The organism is Paenibacillus sp. AD87 (genome assembly GCF_001659845.1).
In the GTDB taxonomy this organism is placed as follows: Bacteria; Bacillota; Bacilli; order Paenibacillales; family Paenibacillaceae; genus Paenibacillus; species Paenibacillus marchantiae.
Map to the genome: position 1 here is coordinate 4967737 of NZ_LXQN01000007.1, position 17396 is coordinate 4985132.

The following is a 17396-nucleotide window of genomic DNA, read 5'->3' on the forward strand; positions in this document are numbered from 1 at the left end:
AAACTAGATCCGAAACGAAATGTGCGATTTACAACTTGCATATTTGGATAAGCCCTCGACCGATTAGTACTGGTCAGCTCCATGCATTGCTGCACTTCCACCCCCAGCCTATCTACCTCGTCGTCTTCAAGGGGTCTTACATACTGGGAAATCTCATCTTGAGGGGGCTTCACGCTTAGATGCTTTCAGCGCTTATCCCTTCCGTACATAGCTACCCAGCGGTGCTCCTGGCGGAACAACTGGTACACCAGCGGTACGTCCATCCCGGTCCTCTCGTACTAAGGACAGCTCCTCTCAAATTTCCTACGCCCACGACAGATAGGGACCGAACTGTCTCACGACGTTCTGAACCCAGCTCGCGTACCGCTTTAATGGGCGAACAGCCCAACCCTTGGGACCTACTTCAGCCCCAGGATGCGATGAGCCGACATCGAGGTGCCAAACCTCCCCGTCGATGTGGACTCTTGGGGGAGATAAGCCTGTTATCCCCAGGGTAGCTTTTATCCGTTGAGCGATGGCCCTTCCATGCGGTACCACCGGATCACTAAGCCCGACTTTCGTCCCTGCTCGACTTGTAGGTCTCGCAGTCAAGCTCCCTTATGCCTTTGCACTCTTCGAATGATTTCCAACCATTCTGAGGGAACCTTTGGGCGCCTCCGTTACTCTTTAGGAGGCGACCGCCCCAGTCAAACTGCCCACCTGACACTGTCCCCGCACCGGATTACGGTACCAGGTTAGAACCTAGATACGATCAGGGTGGTATCCCAACGGTGCCTCCACAGAAGCTTGCGCTCCTGCTTCAAAGGCTCCCACCTATCCTGTACAGATCGTACCCAAATTCAATATCAAGCTGCAGTAAAGCTCCATGGGGTCTTTCCGTCTTGTCGCGGGTAACCTGCATCTTCACAGGTATTAAAATTTCACCGGATCTCTCGTTGAGACAGCGCCCAAGTCGTTACGCCATTCGTGCGGGTCAGAATTTACCTGACAAGGAATTTCGCTACCTTAGGACCGTTATAGTTACGGCCGCCGTTTACTGGGGCTTCGGTTCACAGCTTCGGATTGCTCCTAACCGCTCCCCTTAACCTTCCAGCACCGGGCAGGCGTCAGCCCGTATACTTCGCCTTACGGCTTCGCACAGACCTGTGTTTTTGCTAAACAGTCGCTTGGGCCTTTTCACTGCGGCCCCCTCGTGCTATTCACACTACCGGGGCACCCCTTCTCCCGAAGTTACGGGGTCATTTTGCCGAGTTCCTTAACGAGAGTTCTTCCGCGCGCCTTAGAATTCTCTTCTCGCCTACCTGTGTCGGTTTGCGGTACGGGCACCATCACCTGGCTAGAGGCTTTTCTTGGCAGTGTGAGATCATGACCTTCGCTACTATAATTTTCGCTCCCCATCACAGCCCAGCCTTAATGATGTGCGGATTTGCCTACACATCAGCCTCACTGCTTAGACGGACATCCATCAGTCCGCGTCACTACCCTGCTGCGTCCCCCCATTGCTCATAACGGCTTACGGTGGTACAGGAATTTCGACCTGTTGTCCTTCGACTACGCCTTTCGGCCTCGCCTTAGGTCCCGACTTACCCTGAGCGGACGAGCCTTCCTCAGGAACCCTTAGGCTTTCGGCGGATCAGATTCTCACTGATCTTTTCGTTACTCATACCGGCATTCTCACTTGTATAATGTCCAGCGCTCCTTACGGTACACCTTCAACCCTTATACAACGCTCCCCTACCCCTGATGCAAAGCATCAAGCCATAGCTTCGGTGGTGTGTTTAGCCCCGTTACATTTTCGGCGCAGAGTCACTCGACCAGTGAGCTATTACGCACTCTTTCAATGGTGGCTGCTTCTAAGCCAACATCCTGGTTGTCTGTGCAACTCCACATCCTTTCCCACTTAACACACACTTGGGGACCTTAGCTGATGGTCTGGGCTGTTTCCCTTTTGACAATGGATCTTAGCACTCACTGTCTGACTCCCGGAAGTAAGTCTATGGCATTCGGAGTTTGACTGAGCTTGGTAACCCTTGCGGGCCCCGCACCCAATCAGTGCTCTACCTCCACGACTCTGTTTTCCGAGGCTAGCCCTAAAGCTATTTCGGGGAGAACCAGCTATCTCCGAGTTCGATTGGAATTTCTCCGCTACCCCCACCTCATCCCCGCATTTTTCAACATGCGTGGGTTCGGGCCTCCAGTGCGTGTTACCGCACCTTCACCCTGGACAGGGGTAGATCACCCGGTTTCGGGTCTACGTCCACGTACTAATGTCGCCCTATTCAGACTCGCTTTCGCTGCGGCTCCGGCTCTTCACCTTAACCTTGCACGGGAACGTAACTCGCCGGTTCATTCTACAAAAGGCACGCCATCACCCCTAAAACGGGCTCTGACTTTTTGTAAGCACACGGTTTCAGGTTCTATTTCACTCCCCTTCCGGGGTGCTTTTCACCTTTCCCTCACGGTACTGCTTCACTATCGGTCGCTAGGAAGTATTTAGCCTTGGCAGATGGTCCTGCCGGATTCATACGGGGTTTCACGTGCCCCGCACTACTCGGGATACATCTCGGAGAGAACAGACTTTCAATTACAGGGCTTTTACCTTCTTTGGCGGGCCTTTCCAGACCTCTTCGTTTAACCGGTTCCTTTGTAACTCCATGTGAGATGTCCCACAACCCCAAAGAGCAAGCTCTCTGGTTTGGGCTTCTCCGCGTTCGCTCGCCGCTACTGACGGAATCACTATTGTTTTCTCTTCCTCAAGGTACTTAGATGTTTCAGTTCCCTTGGTATGCCTCTACATAACCTATGTATTCAGTTATGAGTAACTGGAAATTACCCCAGCTGGGTTTCCCCATTCGGACACCCCCGGATCAAAGCTTGCTTACAGCTCCCCGAGGCAGTTTCGTTGTTCGCCACGTCCTTCATCGGCTCCTAGCGCCTAGGCATCCTCCGTGTGCTCTTAGTAGCTTAACCATATTTGCTCCGGTTTCGACTGTTCGCTTCCCTTGTTTTGCTTACGCAAAGCCAAAAGTCGCTCTCATTCGATACCATCGCAATGCAGTTTTCACTATTTATTGAAACTTGTTTACACAAGTTCAGCTTAAAAAGGAATGTTCTAAATCGCAAAATTTCGTTTCGATATCTAGTTTTCAAAGAACAAGCTCCATGCAAAAGCAAGCTGTTTGAGAGTTTGAGCTCTCAAAACTGAGCAACGAGTGAGTAACTAGCCGACCTGGCTAGATTTTGTATTTGAATGTTTCCACGCGGGAAACGATTCTCCATAGAAAGGAGGTGATCCAGCCGCACCTTCCGATACGGCTACCTTGTTACGACTTCACCCCAATCATCTATCCCACCTTCGGCGGCTGGCTCCTTGCGGTTACCCCACCGACTTCGGGTGTTATAAACTCTCGTGGTGTGACGGGCGGTGTGTACAAGACCCGGGAACGTATTCACCGCGGCATGCTGATCCGCGATTACTAGCAATTCCGACTTCATGCAGGCGAGTTGCAGCCTGCAATCCGAACTGAGACCGGCTTTGTTAGGATTCGTTCCACCTCGCGGCTTCACAGCCCGTTGTACCGGCCATTGTAGTACGTGTGTAGCCCAGGTCATAAGGGGCATGATGATTTGACGTCATCCCCACCTTCCTCCGGTTTGTCACCGGCAGTCACCTTAGAGTGCCCACCCGAAGTGCTGGCAACTAAGATCAAGGGTTGCGCTCGTTGCGGGACTTAACCCAACATCTCACGACACGAGCTGACGACAACCATGCACCACCTGTCTTGAATGTTCCGAAGAAAAGGTACATCTCTGCACCGGTCATTCAGATGTCAAGACCTGGTAAGGTTCTTCGCGTTGCTTCGAATTAAACCACATACTCCACTGCTTGTGCGGGTCCCCGTCAATTCCTTTGAGTTTCAGTCTTGCGACCGTACTCCCCAGGCGGAGTGCTTAATGTGTTAACTTCGGCACCAAGGGTATCGAAACCCCTAACACCTAGCACTCATCGTTTACGGCGTGGACTACCAGGGTATCTAATCCTGTTTGCTCCCCACGCTTTCGCGCCTCAGCGTCAGTTACAGCCCAGAGAGTCGCCTTCGCCACTGGTGTTCCTCCACATATCTACGCATTTCACCGCTACACGTGGAATTCCACTCTCCTCTTCTGCACTCAAGTCACCCAGTTTCCAGTGCGATCCGGGGTTGAGCCCCGGGATTAAACACCAGACTTAAATGACCGCCTGCGCGCGCTTTACGCCCAATAATTCCGGACAACGCTTGCCCCCTACGTATTACCGCGGCTGCTGGCACGTAGTTAGCCGGGGCTTTCTTCTCAGGTACCGTCACCTTGAGAGCAGTTACTCTCCCAAGCGTTCTTCCCTGGCAACAGAGCTTTACGATCCGAAAACCTTCATCACTCACGCGGCATTGCTCCGTCAGGCTTTCGCCCATTGCGGAAGATTCCCTACTGCTGCCTCCCGTAGGAGTCTGGGCCGTGTCTCAGTCCCAGTGTGGCCGATCACCCTCTCAGGTCGGCTACGCATCGTCGCCTTGGTGAGCCATTACCCCACCAACTAGCTAATGCGCCGCAGGCCCATCCCCAAGTGACAGATTGCTCCGTCTTTCCAGTTCTCTTCAGGAGAAGAAAACAACTATTCGGTATTAGCTACCGTTTCCGGTAGTTGTCCCAAACTTGAGGGCAGGTTGCCTACGTGTTACTCACCCGTCCGCCGCTAACCATCCGAGAAGCAAGCTTCTCTTCAAGTCCGCTCGACTTGCATGTATTAGGCATGCCGCCAGCGTTCGTCCTGAGCCAGGATCAAACTCTCCAATAAAGTATTGAAAAGAGCGATAAGCTCATTTTGAAACTGACGAGATTAAAAATCTCATTGTTTTGCTTTGAAATCATACAGTCCGAAGACGTGTACCGATTTCTCAGCGTCGATCTTGCAAGCAAGATCGTTACTCACTCGTTGTTCAGTTTTCAAAGATCAAACTCGATTTGTGTTACTCTTTTTCGTCTCAACCGTGTTTTCGGCGGCGACTTAAATAATGTATCACATTTCGTTTGTTTTCGTCAAGAACTTTTTTTAATTTATTTTTGAAGCTTTTCGTTCTTCACTAATTCCTATGCAGAATTTATCATTTGTTGACGATAAGCTCGTTTGAGGAACGAAATATAATGTATCATATTTCCTGAATAAGAGTCAACCTCTTTTTATAAATTATTAAACAAACAAAAAAGGAAGGTTTCCCCTCCCACTTTATAATCCATATAACGTCAGGCTTCACGAGTAACTACGCCTCAATCCAATAGCGGATTTCCCGCCCATCTCCTCCTAAAAAGGATGGCCATCCTGCCGATTCTTTTACTATAGAACGAAACACCAGCTTACGAAGGATAAGCGGCAAATCCTCCCGTACGAATCTCAACTGCGGATGATGGACAAGTTCATCCATACTCCATGGCTCTCTTCGACTTCCAAGCACACGCAGAAGCAATCCAGAGCAATCGCTCATTTTGGACATCACTGAGAATTCACAAGCAAGCAGCACAAGCTCAACTCTCTGTTCCAGAGTCTCTGAACTTACTGTAAGCTCCTGATAGAGCTTCCACAAAGCACGATCCAAACTCTGCACATGTGTCCAGACCGCATGATCTGGGTAGATCCCCTGTTCAATAAGTACAATTCTTGCCCAGTTCCCCAGAGCCTCAAGAACATTGTAATAGGCATCAACAACATGTCCTTCTTGAATGTAACGTTTCGCTTCCACATACATTCTCAAAAAACTGGCGAATTCATGTAGCAGCTTTTGCTCACGCAGTTCGGTTCCAAAAGTAGATAGTTCCTCTCGCAAATCACTCAAGGCGTTATCCGCTTCCCAGATGATCTCACCTTCAATCAGGCACTGCATGATGTTATTGTTATCCCCCGTGATTACACTGCTCTGCAGCTCATGACGGCTGACATAGATTATTTGATAACGAAGATCACCATATTTGTAGTGTCTAACCTTGGATATCAACTGGTCGGTATTATGAACAACAAGTACGAGCAATTCAAAATCCTGGATTAGGGAGCCGTGGAATCGCTCTCCCGGGTGGGAATAAGCGATAGCCCCAACTGCCCCTGTCTCTTCCGACTGTTCGGACAAAAAAGCAAGGTTCTTTAGTTCCACGATTCCCTCCATACAATTCATGGCAGATAAGCGCCAAGTCAGTTATAATGTAATTCTACATGTAGGCTGAAGTTTCCTTCTTATCCAGGTCCGATACTACTCATACGATAGGAGCATTTTTCATGATTTTTAAATCAGCAAAAATTAATGCTTTTCGCACTTGGGGACTACTGCTTACCATGCTAGGCATGGGCCTAATGGTACTGGGAACTGCCGGAATTGTGTTCTGGGGACACGCAGGCAAAGTATTTGCCGCTGTGGGACTCGTCATCGGCCTGATCGCCATGATGGCTAGTCTGGCCATTTATTTCTGGGCTGGTATGCTTTCCACAAGCGCAGTACAAGTGGACTGTCCGGAATGTGGCAAGTTAACCAAAATGCTCGGCAAGACGGATCGTTGTATGTTCTGTCACACCATCCTTACCCTGGACCCTAATCAGGCCAATACTACCAGTTCACAACTGAAAGCGCATTCCACACCTCCATCCCCTTCCGACACAGATCATGGCATGAGTTCCAACAGCTAGATGTTCTTTTCATCAAAGCCCAGAGACAGAAAAAAGGCCCGGTATCTTCACCGGACCTTTTTTTGAATTTCAGAAAAGACTTTATATAAGTTCAAAGAGAGCTATTTCATGTTTATTTCGAATACCCTGCCTGTTTTAGCGTCTCCCATGCTGATGCATCGGCGAAGCTTCGATTCCATGCAGCTACTCCACCCAATTTCAACGAAGCAACCAAATCAACACGTGCCTGAAGCGAAACGGCATCTTCTATCCAGATTTTCTTAGTGGCCCCATCCTCGGAATATTCCACATAATTCTGTCCGCTTTGTTTATCCAGAACAGGTTTGAGTTTCTTTTCCTTGATCAGGTCTGCGACGGTGCTCATGCCTACCGCTTTGGAAGACACTTTCACTTCTCCTTGATCATTGGTCTCTTCCGTCCAGATTCGAGTATATAGCGGCACAGCCATAATCAATTTGTCCGATGGTACTTCATCCTCTTCCAGGATCTTTCTCATAGAAGACTCGGTCCAAGGAAGCGAGGCAACCGAACCGGCCTTTGGACTCGCAGCCCAGTGCTCGTCATACGCCATAACGACAATATAATCGGCAAAAGAGCCTAACGAGCGACGATCCAGAAAAGCAGACCACATCTCACTGTTCGATTTCGGCGTCACATCAACCGAGAGCATCAAGCCATGTATGCGAGCCATCGCTTTGATTTCACGGACAAATTGAGTGATATTCGGCCCGTCATCTGTATAGACATTTTCAAAGTCAATGTTAATGCCGTCCAAATGATACGTCTGTGCATACTCCAGCATCTGCTCAATAATATGCGTACGTGTCTCATATGAGGCCACAGCTTCTTTCGTAACATCCGGATCAAAGCTGTTATCCATCAAGCCCCACACTTCCATGCCGGAATGGTGAGCCCAGTTGACGTATGCTTTATCCCCTTTACTTTTTACGTTGCCTTGTCCATCTGTAATATGGAACCATGTGGGGCTTACCACATTAACTCCAGGCATCTTGCCAATCGAAGCCACATCAGGCTGACGGTTGTATACGGCTTCCCAAACCAGGTTGACCGGTTTATTCTGCCACTTTTTCTCCGCCGCAGTCAGGGTAAATTTAGGCTTGTCCAGTTCCTTTTTCTCCGTAAGAGTGACATACTTATTAGCCACATAACCGGCATAACCATTATCCAACTGAACAAAGCTCTGGTCATCACCTGTCTGCCATACCCTTACTCGTGCGTCCTGCTCCAAATCGGCGATGATGGGAGAAGATTCTCCTCCGCGTTTGTACAAAGGAACCGTTTTGTCCGCCTTGGAAGACAATGTATCAATCTCTGCATACTGAATCGTGTCACCTCCACGCATCAGTAGCACGGCACCCGTTGTAGCATCTTCCTGTATAGCTATCCCATATACTTCTTTCAACGGTTTGAGCGGAATATAAGCTTCTCCACCAACCACCTCCGGTTTAACCGTCATGGGATAATCTCGATGATTAAGTTCCGCCTTCGTACTGCCTGCCTTCATATGGAGTACTCGCTGCGGTGTTGCAATAATGATATCTCCTGTGTCTGCTTCATAACGTATTCCGGAATCGATCGCCTCTTGCAGCACCGATACGGGCAATTTAAGCTGATCTTCCGTTCCTGAAGCCTCACCATCCATCAATTGTCCGTCCACAAAAATAGGTTGATTCATGCCAATCCAGTCGGGGTCTTCATGAATCTGATTAAGCCAAACATTCGTTATTAGCCAATAAGCACCGCCTGCAACAACACAGGCAGCCAAAAATCCAGGCCAGAACGAGCGGCGCTTCTGACGTGTATATCTGCTTTTTCTACTCAAACGTCTACCTCCGTTAATCATGCTGAATCATGAAATAGCTAAACTGCTGAAGACTATATACATTCTATCGTCCTAAAAACAAAAAACGTGAAGAATCCAAACTGAATTCTGCACGTTAATATTGTAATTCATCTCTCTTAATCCCTGCAACTTTTACAAACACCATATACTTCCAATCGGTGACCATGTACTTCAAATCCTGTACTTGACTCCGCCTGGAGCTCCACGCTTTTTAGCGAAGGATAACTAAAATCTTCAATCTTGCCGCATTTATCACAGATAACATGGTAATGATCCGTCACATTGGCATCGAAGCGACTTGAGTTATCCCCGTATGTCAACTCCCGGACCATGCCCGCTTCCAGAAACATCTTCAAATTGTTATATACAGTCGCCACGCTCATACTGGGAAACTGGGGTTCAAGCGCACGGTAAATTTCATCGGCTGTCGGATGCCCCATGGATTCCATCAGATAGTTCAATATGGCATGACGCTGGGGTGTAATACGGACACCGGTCGTTTTCAGATGCTCCAACGCATGTTGGACACGTGTTGCCATAAAACCCACCGCCTTACCTTTCATTACTCTGCAGAGACAGAATGTATGATCACATGTTCTCTTCATTCAGAGTTGATCCTCGGCTGGAACAACGACATTACATTTTCCTGCCGTGTAACCTTGCCAGTTTATATTTATTGTACGGCGATTGCAAGTTTATTGTCAACGCGCCAGTCAGGGAACTTCGGACGTTCCGCCTTGGGAATTCTGTCCGTCTTCGGTCATTTGTTCCAAGTTATCATCCGTATCTTCCGAATCCAGTGAATTCGTTCCAACAGGAGGCACTGCAGGATTACGATCAATAGTGAGGTCGCTGTTCCCCTCAACTTTAACCGTATACTCTCCTTCACCAAGCTGGCCCTCAATCGTTTTATTCTTCACTTTAAACGGCAGATCCGTTTGCAGATCTCCATAACTGCTGGAACCGCTGAGGCTATAATCCCCCCGCTCCGGAAGCAGAATGTTAATAGCACCTACAGCGCTATAAACGTCCCAGTCACCGCCTACTTTGGCGGATACAATACTTATACTTCCATTGAGGGATTGAGCTTTGACTGCCAAACTTGCGCCGTCTACATTGATATTTCCGTTTCGGGTATCCGCTGTGATCTCTCCAACGGAGTCTGTGATGCTAATACTTCCGACTTGTGTAGTCAGATTCACATTTCCAGAAACCCCACGGGCCTTCATGTCGCCTCGATTACTGTTCAAGTCCACATTTCCGATCGCATTTGCCACAACCACATCACCATTCAGCGTTTTACCGGAAATATCACCTACGGCATTCGTAATTCGTATCCGTCCATTTCCGGTCTCGGCCAAAATGGTACTAATGGCTTCCGGACGATTCAACAATATGGCTCCATTGGACGTCCGAATATCGAGATTGAAACGACGATCATCCGGGATCGTTATGGTGATATTCATCCGCGGCTGTGTTTTCTCGTTCTCTCCATACGTTTTGCCTGTAGTCTTGATATGAATCACTTTTGTCCCGTCTGCCTCAACAAAAGAAGCGTCCGCCACTGCTTTGGCCTGTACTTCAGTTGTCTGATCCACCCAAACTACCGTGCGCACTTCAATTTCTTCCGTATCCCCCCGCTGTATCGAGATATCCCCGTTCACTCCCTCAACAACAAGGTCCGATGTATCCATACCTACAGGCACCCGAATCGTGCCCTTATCTTCCATATATCCTGCTGCCTGACTATAGTCCATGGATGCCGCTCCGAGATTAAGACTCACCCTGTTCCACAAATGCATATAATGATCCTGCTCAGAAACGATAAATACAGAAGCCGTCAGGACAAGGGACGTCAGGATGCCCTTCGCATCGGGTCTGAAGCGCATTTTAATTTTCTCACCTTGGTTGTCTGAACCTGCATTCCCTCTTCGACGTGTCACTAAGAACAACAGTATGTATTCTACACCTAACACAACGAGCAAGAGGGGCCACCAATCGACCATCTCATATACATAGTCCGTTCCCCACCGTTTATCCAAAATCAACAGCACACCGACAGCTACGAGTAAGGCGGCAGCCGTATAGCGGCCGACCCGGACTTTACGGTTCATGGCTATCCCTCCTTGAATAGTTCACACTAGATTTTCTTCTTGCGAAGCATGACCCAGATTTCCCGTCCGAAAAGGATTAGTCCTCCTGCGATCATCAGAACAGCAAAAGTGTATCCGCCATACACAGCGATTAACTCTTTAAACCAACGTGGTTTACGAAAGAACAATACCAGCAGCGATCCCCCTACAATCAGGAGCAATCCAAACGAAATGCCTCTTTCCCACACCATCATGGCTTCCCCTGCAGAACGTTCATTAGGAATGGGCTTGTCCGAGCTATTGTGGGTAACCGCTCTTCTCCTGCGCATCATCACCCAGTCCGCAGATTGCAATACGTCGAATACATTGTAAAAGTAAATCACCGGAATAAACAACGCCAACAGGATAAGCAATGGTACATTGATCTGTATTCCAATGGTTGAGAAGTACAAGAGTGCTGACAGGTCCAGTAGTACAAGCATCATGAAAGTCAGACCTCTCATGTATAATCGGAGATAAATATGGCCCAGACCCGGAATAACCGCACTTAGTAACCCGGCAATAAACTTGTGAGTTCGATTTCGGACAGGTTTTCCGCGCGTTCCGCTGGAAGTATTGTTCAACTGACGTTTCCGTTTCATAAACGACTCCTTTCTTCCGGGCTGATGTTCCCGCTCTTCATGCATTTGGTTAGATAGTACCCTAAAGAGCCGGGAGAGTAACTGGAAGAAATATGGTTATGAGCAAAAACCCTCCGGCACTAAAGGCCTCAGAGGGTTTAATTCAATTATTCGACTGACACTTTCGTTACATGTTCCCACTGTCTTAACTTGGATACGAGATGCACTGCACTCAATTCATGTGGCATGTAGACATGCAGCACAATTTCAATTTTGCGTTCAACCGATATCATTTCAGCATAAGCCAAATCCTGTTCATTCACCGTTATTTTACGGATTTTGATCTTCTCCTGCTCCATAAATGAAGATACCTGTTCCAGAAAACCGGGCTCAGACAAAGTATGAAGTGTAACGACATGCAGTTTGTTTCCTCGTATATACCTAAGCTCCAACTTGTTGAATACCCAGAGATTAAGTAATACCAAGACGGTTGACACGATGGAGGCAAAAAAGAATCCTGCGCCTGTTGCTAGTCCGATGGCTGCCACAACCCAAATGGAAGCCGCCGTTGTCAGTCCGGTAATCGATTTGCCGGTAAAAAGAATCGTGCCCGCTCCGAGAAACCCAACGCCTGTAATAACGGCTGTAGCCAGACGGGCCGGATCAATTCTTACGTTTAATTCATTTGCAAAATCTTTAAAACCATAAATAGACAACATCATGATTAGTGCAGATCCAAGACATACCAAAATATGGGTACGCAGACCGGCAGCATGATTGGAACGCTCCCGCTCCAGGCCTACAAGCCCTCCAAGCAGCATAGCCAGTAATAATCGCAATAAAATGTGCCACTCATCTATTAACCAGGGATTGCCCAAAGCCGGTATTCCTCCTCCAGTTGTTCACATCATTAATCTTTATTCTTATGAAATGTCGTTAATTCCACTCCAGGTGCAATCTGTACAACCTCCACGGGCTTAAAACCGAATTTGGTATACAATTTCACGGCTGGCTGGTTCAACGTTCCTGTGGAAACGATATAACGCGGAAGATCCGGATACTGTTCAAACACATACGTCATCAAAGCAGCAGCAATCCCTTTACGAAAATGATCAGGGTGCACCATCATGCGTGTGATCGTCAACGTATTGATCTCTTCCTCATCCACTGCAATCGCACCAAGCAATTCCCCATCCGTGTCCAGATAGCCATAGAAAGTCTCTCCACAGTTCTGAAGTGTCTCCATCGTATCCATTAAAGGCGGAATTTCCTGAAACCCGATGATCTCGGCTTCGAGCCGATAAGCTACATGCTGCAGTCGCCAGAGCTGCCCTACGGTCTCCAGATCACTCAATGACAAAGATTGAATCTTCATAACCTACCTCATCTCCTTCGTACGTCCACTGAATCCAGGACAATAAAATCAAACTTATGCCCTAACAAAAAGAGGCTGTCACAGGGACGAGCCTCTTTCTGTCCGGCCTCACCGGATGGATCAGCGGTTCAGTACATCTGTAAGCAGTTGATTGGCTAGTCCCGGATTGGCTTTGCCTTTGCTTTCTTTCATGACTTGACCAACGAGGAAGCCAATGGCCTTCTGCTTACCAGCCTTGTAATCTTCCACGGATTGCGGGTTGTTCGCAACAACCTGCTCCACAATGGCGAGAATGGCACCTGAGTCACTAATCTGAACCAGACCTTTCTCTTCAACAATTTGCTGTGGAAGCTTGCCGCTCTCGAGCATTTCTTTAAATACTGTTTTGGCAATTTTACTGTTAATTGTACCTTTCTCAAGCAGTCCAATCATCTCACCCAGACCTTGACCAGTCAGTGGCACCTGAGTCAATTCAAGGTTGCTGGTATTCAAGTAACCAAGCAAATCGCCCATAATCCAGTTGGATACGGCTTTGGCATCCTTGGTGTATTTCAGACTGTCTTCAAATAGATCAGCGACCGCTTTGGAAGAGGTAATAACCTCCGCATCATAATTAGGCAGTCCATAATCAGCGGTATAACGGGCTTTACGCTCGTCCGGAAGCTCCGGTATGGAAGCTCTGATCCGTTCTTTCCAAGCTGCATCGATATGCAGCTTCACCAAATCCGGGTCTGGGAAATAACGATAGTCATGCGCCTGCTCTTTACCACGCATTGACAGTGTTTTCCCTTGAGCCTCATCCCAGCGACGAGTTTCCTGAATCACTTCACCGCCATCGTCCAAAATTTCCGCTTGACGATACTGTTCGTATTCCAGACCACGCTGAACGCCCCGGAAGGAGTTCATGTTTTTCAGTTCGGCTCTCGTTCCAAGCTTCTCCTGTCCATGCGGACGCAAACTAATGTTGGCATCACAACGCAGTGAGCCTTCTTCCATCTTCACGTCGGATACATCACAGTACTGCATGATGGCACGCAATTTCTCCAGATATGCACGCGCTTCTTCCGGGGAAGAAATCTCCGGCTCGGAGACAATCTCCACGAGCGGCGTACCAACACGGTTGAAATCGACCAATGAAGCATAGCCGCCATCCACGTGGGTAAGCTTCCCTGCATCTTCTTCCAGATGAAGACGCGTAATGCCGATTCGCTTCGTTTCACCGTTGACTTCAATATCGATCCAACCGTTCTCACCGATCGGTTGATCGAATTGTGAGATCTGATAAGCTTTTGGAGAATCGGGATAGAAGTAGTTTTTGCGGTCAAACTTGCTGACATCAGCAACGGTGCAGTTAAGGGCCATAGCTGCTTTCATCGCGTAATCTACAGCTTGGCGATTCAATACAGGCAATACGCCTGGATGTCCGAGACAGACCGGACAAGTATGTGTATTTGGCGGAGCTCCAAAGGCAGTGGAGCAGCCGCAAAAGATTTTGGAGTTTGTATGCAACTCGACATGGACTTCAAGTCCAACGACCGTTTCATATTTAGATGCGGACATTTCTATATTCCTCCGTTCCGGGCAGTCTACAGCTGCGGACGCTGCTTGTGGAATTCCGTATTTTGTTCAAACGCATGCGCTACGCGCAGTACGGTCGTTTCATCAAAAGCTTTACCGATAATCTGCATGCCAACAGGCAGTCCATCCGAGAATCCGCAAGGGATACTGACTGCAGGTACACCAGCCAGGCTGACAGGGATAGTCAGAATGTCGTTGAGATACATCGTAAGTGGGTCATCGACTTGGGAACCAAGTTTGAATGCCGTTGTTGGCGCAGTTGGTCCAATGATGACATCATATTTGGCAAATACGTCGTCGAAATCCTGTTTGATCAACGTACGTACTTTCTGAGCTTTCAAATAATACGCATCGTAGTAACCCGAGCTGAGCGCATAGGTTCCAAGCATGATGCGTCGTTTCACTTCTGGACCAAAACCTTGGCTACGGGACTGGTGGTACAGATCCAGCAAGTTCTCCGGATTGTCTGCACGAACACCATAACGCACGCCGTCGAAACGAGCCAGGTTCGAAGAAGCTTCCGAGGAAGCGAGCAGATAATACGTAGCTACCGCATATTCGGTATGCGGAAGAGATACTTCTTCCCATGTTGCTCCGAGTCCTTCGAGGACTTTCAGGGCAGACAAGACGGTTTCTTTGACTTGAGGATCAACGCCTTCACCAATGTATTCCTTCGGAACAGCAATACGAAGTCCTTTGACATCCCCGGTCAGTCCGCTCAAGTAATCCGGGATATCCACTTTCGCGGATGTCGAATCTTTGGCGTCATAACCAGCAATGGCTTGCAGCACATAAGCAGAATCCTCGACATTTTTCGTCAAAGGTCCAATTTGATCCAAGGAAGATGCGAATGCAACCAGACCAAAGCGGGAAACGAGTCCGTAGGTAGGTTTCAAGCCGACAACGCCGCAATAGGAAGCAGGCTGTCTGATGGAGCCACCTGTATCTGATCCCAATGTGAAATAAGCTTCCCCTGCCGCAACAGCCGCAGCAGATCCACCACTTGAGCCGCCTGGAACACGATCGAGTGCCCACGGGTTACGTACAGGGTAGAAGCTTGAATTTTCATTGGAGCCACCCATGGCGAACTCATCCATGTTCAGCTTTCCGATCGTCACGGTATCCGCCGCTTTCAACTTCTCGACAACCGTTGCATCATACACCGGGTCGAAGTTGCGCAAGAACTGGCTGCCGCATGTTGTGCGCAGTCCGTTCGTAACGATGTTGTCCTTAATGCCTACAGGCAGACCGAAAAGCAAACCTTTCTCCTCACCGCTGACGAGACGATCATCCAGTTGACGTGCACGAGCACGTGCTTGTTCTTCATCCAGTGCCAGATAAGCCTTAACCTTTTCATCCCGTTCACCAATGTTCTGATATGCCTGATTCACCAGATCGCTGACCGACAGCTCCTTGGCGTGCAGCTTGTTATGTATCTCCGGCAACGATTGTTCAAATAAACTCACGTAATTCGTCCTCCTTCCGGTTATCCGTTATTCCATTACAGCAGGCACTTTGAATTGCCCGTCTTCTTCTTCTGGTGCATTGCGCATGACCTGTTCAATCGACAGACTTTCCTTCGTCTCATCTTCACGCATCACATTGCTGACGTGCAGCACGTGAGTGGTTGGCTCAATGTTCTCTGTATCCAGTTCATTCAGCTTCTCAGCATATTTTAAAATCGCGTTCAGCTGCCCTGTCAGGGTTTGCTCTTCTTCAGCAGTCAAATTAAGCCGGGCCAGCTTGGCCACATGCTGAACGTCATTATTCGAAATACTCATTTCCGGATGCCTCCTTCATTCGTTCTAATTCCTGAAACCGCCGAAAACGAATCGTCCGTTTAACGGGCTAAAGTCCCAAGATAACTTTTTTCATTATAGGTGAGATAGTTCGACAATTCAATGCAAATGACCTGAGTTACCGAATATGCAAAATAACACCACATCAGGGGAGTCTTCCTTTAATGCGAATTTCAAAACCTATTAACTGAATTTTTACGCATTAACCAGGATAATGAGGAGCTTCAACGTTCATATGTTCCAGTCTAATCAAAAAAGAGCCGGCATCAGCCGACTCTTAAAATTCTAAATCCATGCACGCAGGTTAACCTGCTTTATAAAATCCGCCTGGGACATAACATCGTTCGCGGTTTCCTCTTCCTCTTCCACAGCTTGAAAATCTCCGTTCATCAGATGATGAAACAGTTTCTCATTGTGTGTCGCAAGGGCGTAATCTATCAACGCTTCTCGCTCGACCCGCTCAGCTTCCTGCTTCAGCAGAACCTCTTCTAGATCGACGTCGCCGGATGGAACAAAAAAGTTCCGATTCACCTGCGGCACTCGAAGCACGTAATCGAACGCATTGTCCGGATTCCGGTCATAAGCGATGATGAAACCATATTCCCCCACAGGAAGATTCTGCTCAAACGCATCCGCGACGATGACAACCTTCTCTCCTAATCGCAGCATCGTCTAACCTCCTGGTAGTCTATCTTTTTATTATTTGTATAGTCTACTAGAAAAGAATAGCGCTGTCTACGATTACTAGAATTAAACAAAACATTTGTGCAAAATCTTTTTTCCAACCCGTGAACTCTATGATTTGTCCGACGTTTGCTTAGGGGGTCTGCGATCTGCTCGCACCACAATGAACCAATATATGATCAAAGGTGTTGGGAATCCGGTAATGCCCCACAATCCCCATAACCAGGGGAAACGGCCACGTCTGCGTGCATCCTGAAAGATCCATGTTCCCTGTATTAGCAAAAGAATGGCAATCAGAATAAGCCATATGAGAGGAATCTCATTTAAAGAATAATGCAGATCATTCATGACGAGTCTCCTTCCGGCGTCGCCCTGACCAGATTACTGCCACGGCAATCGCTGCGCACAAGCTAATCGCCTGGATACCCAAATATAGAGCTGGAGCCGAATGGAACAATAAGGCACCAAAAGCGATAATGAACAATCCCACAATCCAGAACAAAATCATTTCGATCCGATTGGCTCGTCGTCTCATTTGTTTTCGTTCCTTGACTTGGGCTTCAATGGAGGCTAATGAAGGAATGTTTACAGGCTCATACGCATCATCGAGCACTCTCATCTGTTGTTGCATCCGCTTCAGAATCTCTTGTTCATCCTGTTCCTCAGATCTGCTCATG

At 48.2% G+C, this 17396-nt stretch carries 14 protein-coding genes and 2 rRNA genes; 1 reads left to right on the top strand and 15 read right to left on the bottom strand.

What is annotated here, in order from left to right; all coding sequences use genetic code 11:
• Window positions 1–43: 43 nt before the first annotated feature.
• The 3 genes from gpAD87_RS21900 to gpAD87_RS21910 form a co-directional block, all read right to left on the bottom strand.
• Window positions 44–2970: ribosomal RNA gene (locus gpAD87_RS21900) — 23S ribosomal RNA — on the bottom strand.
• A gap of 311 nt (window positions 2971–3281) precedes the next feature.
• Window positions 3282–4834 (bottom strand): 16S ribosomal RNA (locus gpAD87_RS21905).
• Together the 16S and 23S rRNA genes form the textbook arrangement of a ribosomal RNA operon.
• Window positions 4835–5297: 463 nt before the next feature.
• Entirely contained in the window at window positions 5298–6179 is an 882-nt protein-coding gene (locus gpAD87_RS21910; protein WP_231952701.1) for a nucleotidyltransferase-like protein, read from the bottom strand.
• A 122-nt stretch (window positions 6180–6301) separates the two neighbouring features.
• Here gpAD87_RS21910 and gpAD87_RS21915 point away from each other — a divergent pair, with 122 nt between their 5' ends.
• Complete coding sequence (locus tag gpAD87_RS21915) at window positions 6302–6706, top strand: YgzB family protein (protein WP_053778954.1); 405 nt, start codon at window positions 6302–6304, stop codon at window positions 6704–6706.
• A gap of 112 nt (window positions 6707–6818) precedes the next feature.
• On the opposite strand, the gene gpAD87_RS21920 is transcribed toward gpAD87_RS21915, so the two are convergent.
• The 12 genes from gpAD87_RS21920 to gpAD87_RS21975 form a co-directional block, all read right to left on the bottom strand.
• Entirely contained in the window at window positions 6819–8549 is a 1731-nt protein-coding gene (locus gpAD87_RS21920) for a glycosyl hydrolase family 18 protein (RefSeq protein WP_082935219.1), read from the bottom strand.
• A 137-nt stretch (window positions 8550–8686) separates the two neighbouring features.
• Complete coding sequence (gene perR / locus gpAD87_RS21925) at window positions 8687–9109, bottom strand: peroxide-responsive transcriptional repressor PerR (RefSeq protein WP_024631328.1); 423 nt, start codon at window positions 9107–9109, stop codon at window positions 8687–8689.
• A gap of 174 nt (window positions 9110–9283) precedes the next feature.
• The gene (locus gpAD87_RS21930) at window positions 9284–10684 is read right to left on the bottom strand and encodes a DUF4097 family beta strand repeat-containing protein (protein WP_064640569.1); all 1401 of its coding nucleotides are present in this window, start codon (window positions 10682–10684) and stop codon (window positions 9284–9286) included.
• Window positions 10685–10710: 26 nt separating this feature from the next.
• Window positions 10711–11304, bottom strand: a complete 594-nt coding sequence (locus gpAD87_RS21935) for a hypothetical protein (RefSeq protein WP_064640570.1) — start codon at window positions 11302–11304, stop codon at window positions 10711–10713.
• A gap of 146 nt (window positions 11305–11450) precedes the next feature.
• A complete protein-coding gene (locus tag gpAD87_RS21940; RefSeq protein WP_063566622.1) occupies window positions 11451–12161 on the bottom strand; it encodes an MgtC/SapB family protein in 711 nt (236 codons plus the stop codon).
• Window positions 12162–12193: 32 nt separating this feature from the next.
• Window positions 12194–12658, bottom strand: a complete 465-nt coding sequence (locus tag gpAD87_RS21945) for a GNAT family N-acetyltransferase (RefSeq protein WP_064640571.1) — start codon at window positions 12656–12658, stop codon at window positions 12194–12196.
• A gap of 120 nt (window positions 12659–12778) precedes the next feature.
• Complete coding sequence (gene gatB / locus gpAD87_RS21950; RefSeq protein ID WP_064640572.1) at window positions 12779–14218, bottom strand: Asp-tRNA(Asn)/Glu-tRNA(Gln) amidotransferase subunit GatB; 1440 nt, start codon at window positions 14216–14218, stop codon at window positions 12779–12781.
• 26 nt (window positions 14219–14244) lie between these two features.
• Window positions 14245–15702, bottom strand: coding sequence for an Asp-tRNA(Asn)/Glu-tRNA(Gln) amidotransferase subunit GatA (gene gatA / locus gpAD87_RS21955; protein WP_064640573.1), 1458 nt, complete (start codon window positions 15700–15702; stop codon window positions 14245–14247).
• A 27-nt stretch (window positions 15703–15729) separates the two neighbouring features.
• Window positions 15730–16017: an Asp-tRNA(Asn)/Glu-tRNA(Gln) amidotransferase subunit GatC gene (gene gatC / locus gpAD87_RS21960; RefSeq protein ID WP_064640574.1), complete on the bottom strand. Its 288-nt coding sequence runs from the start codon at window positions 16015–16017 to the stop codon at window positions 15730–15732.
• Window positions 16018–16320: 303 nt separating this feature from the next.
• Complete coding sequence (locus tag gpAD87_RS21965; protein ID WP_024631336.1) at window positions 16321–16704, bottom strand: hypothetical protein; 384 nt, start codon at window positions 16702–16704, stop codon at window positions 16321–16323.
• A 126-nt stretch (window positions 16705–16830) separates the two neighbouring features.
• Complete coding sequence (locus tag gpAD87_RS21970; protein ID WP_064640575.1) at window positions 16831–17067, bottom strand: hypothetical protein; 237 nt, start codon at window positions 17065–17067, stop codon at window positions 16831–16833.
• Entirely contained in the window at window positions 17060–17395 is a 336-nt protein-coding gene (locus tag gpAD87_RS21975; protein WP_064640576.1) for a YxlC family protein, read from the bottom strand. The genes gpAD87_RS21970 and gpAD87_RS21975 overlap by 8 nt, the downstream gene beginning before the upstream one ends.
• Window position 17396: the final 1 nt, after the last annotated feature.

Bases quoted from the DNA above. Each gene is read 5' to 3' on its own strand.
- gpAD87_RS21975 (WP_064640576.1), bottom strand. From the start codon at position 17,395: ATGAGCAGATCTGAGGAACAGGATGAACAAGAGATTCTGAAGCGGATG.
- gpAD87_RS21945 (WP_064640571.1), bottom strand. From the start codon at position 12,658: ATGAAGATTCAATCTTTGTCATTGAGTGATCTGGAGACCGTAGGGCAG.
- gatC (WP_064640574.1), bottom strand. From the start codon at position 16,017: ATGAGTATTTCGAATAATGACGTTCAGCATGTGGCCAAGCTGGCCCGG.
- gpAD87_RS21935 (WP_064640570.1), bottom strand. From the start codon at position 11,304: ATGAAACGGAAACGTCAGTTGAACAATACTTCCAGCGGAACGCGCGGA.
- gatB (WP_064640572.1), bottom strand. From the start codon at position 14,218: ATGTCCGCATCTAAATATGAAACGGTCGTTGGACTTGAAGTCCATGTC.
- gpAD87_RS21915 (WP_053778954.1), top strand. From the start codon at position 6,302: ATGATTTTTAAATCAGCAAAAATTAATGCTTTTCGCACTTGGGGACTA.
- perR (WP_024631328.1), bottom strand. From the start codon at position 9,109: ATGGCAACACGTGTCCAACATGCGTTGGAGCATCTGAAAACGACCGGT.
- gpAD87_RS21965 (WP_024631336.1), bottom strand. From the start codon at position 16,704: ATGCTGCGATTAGGAGAGAAGGTTGTCATCGTCGCGGATGCGTTTGAG.
- gpAD87_RS21970 (WP_064640575.1), bottom strand. From the start codon at position 17,067: ATGAATGATCTGCATTATTCTTTAAATGAGATTCCTCTCATATGGCTT.
- gpAD87_RS21930 (WP_064640569.1), bottom strand. From the start codon at position 10,684: ATGAACCGTAAAGTCCGGGTCGGCCGCTATACGGCTGCCGCCTTACTC.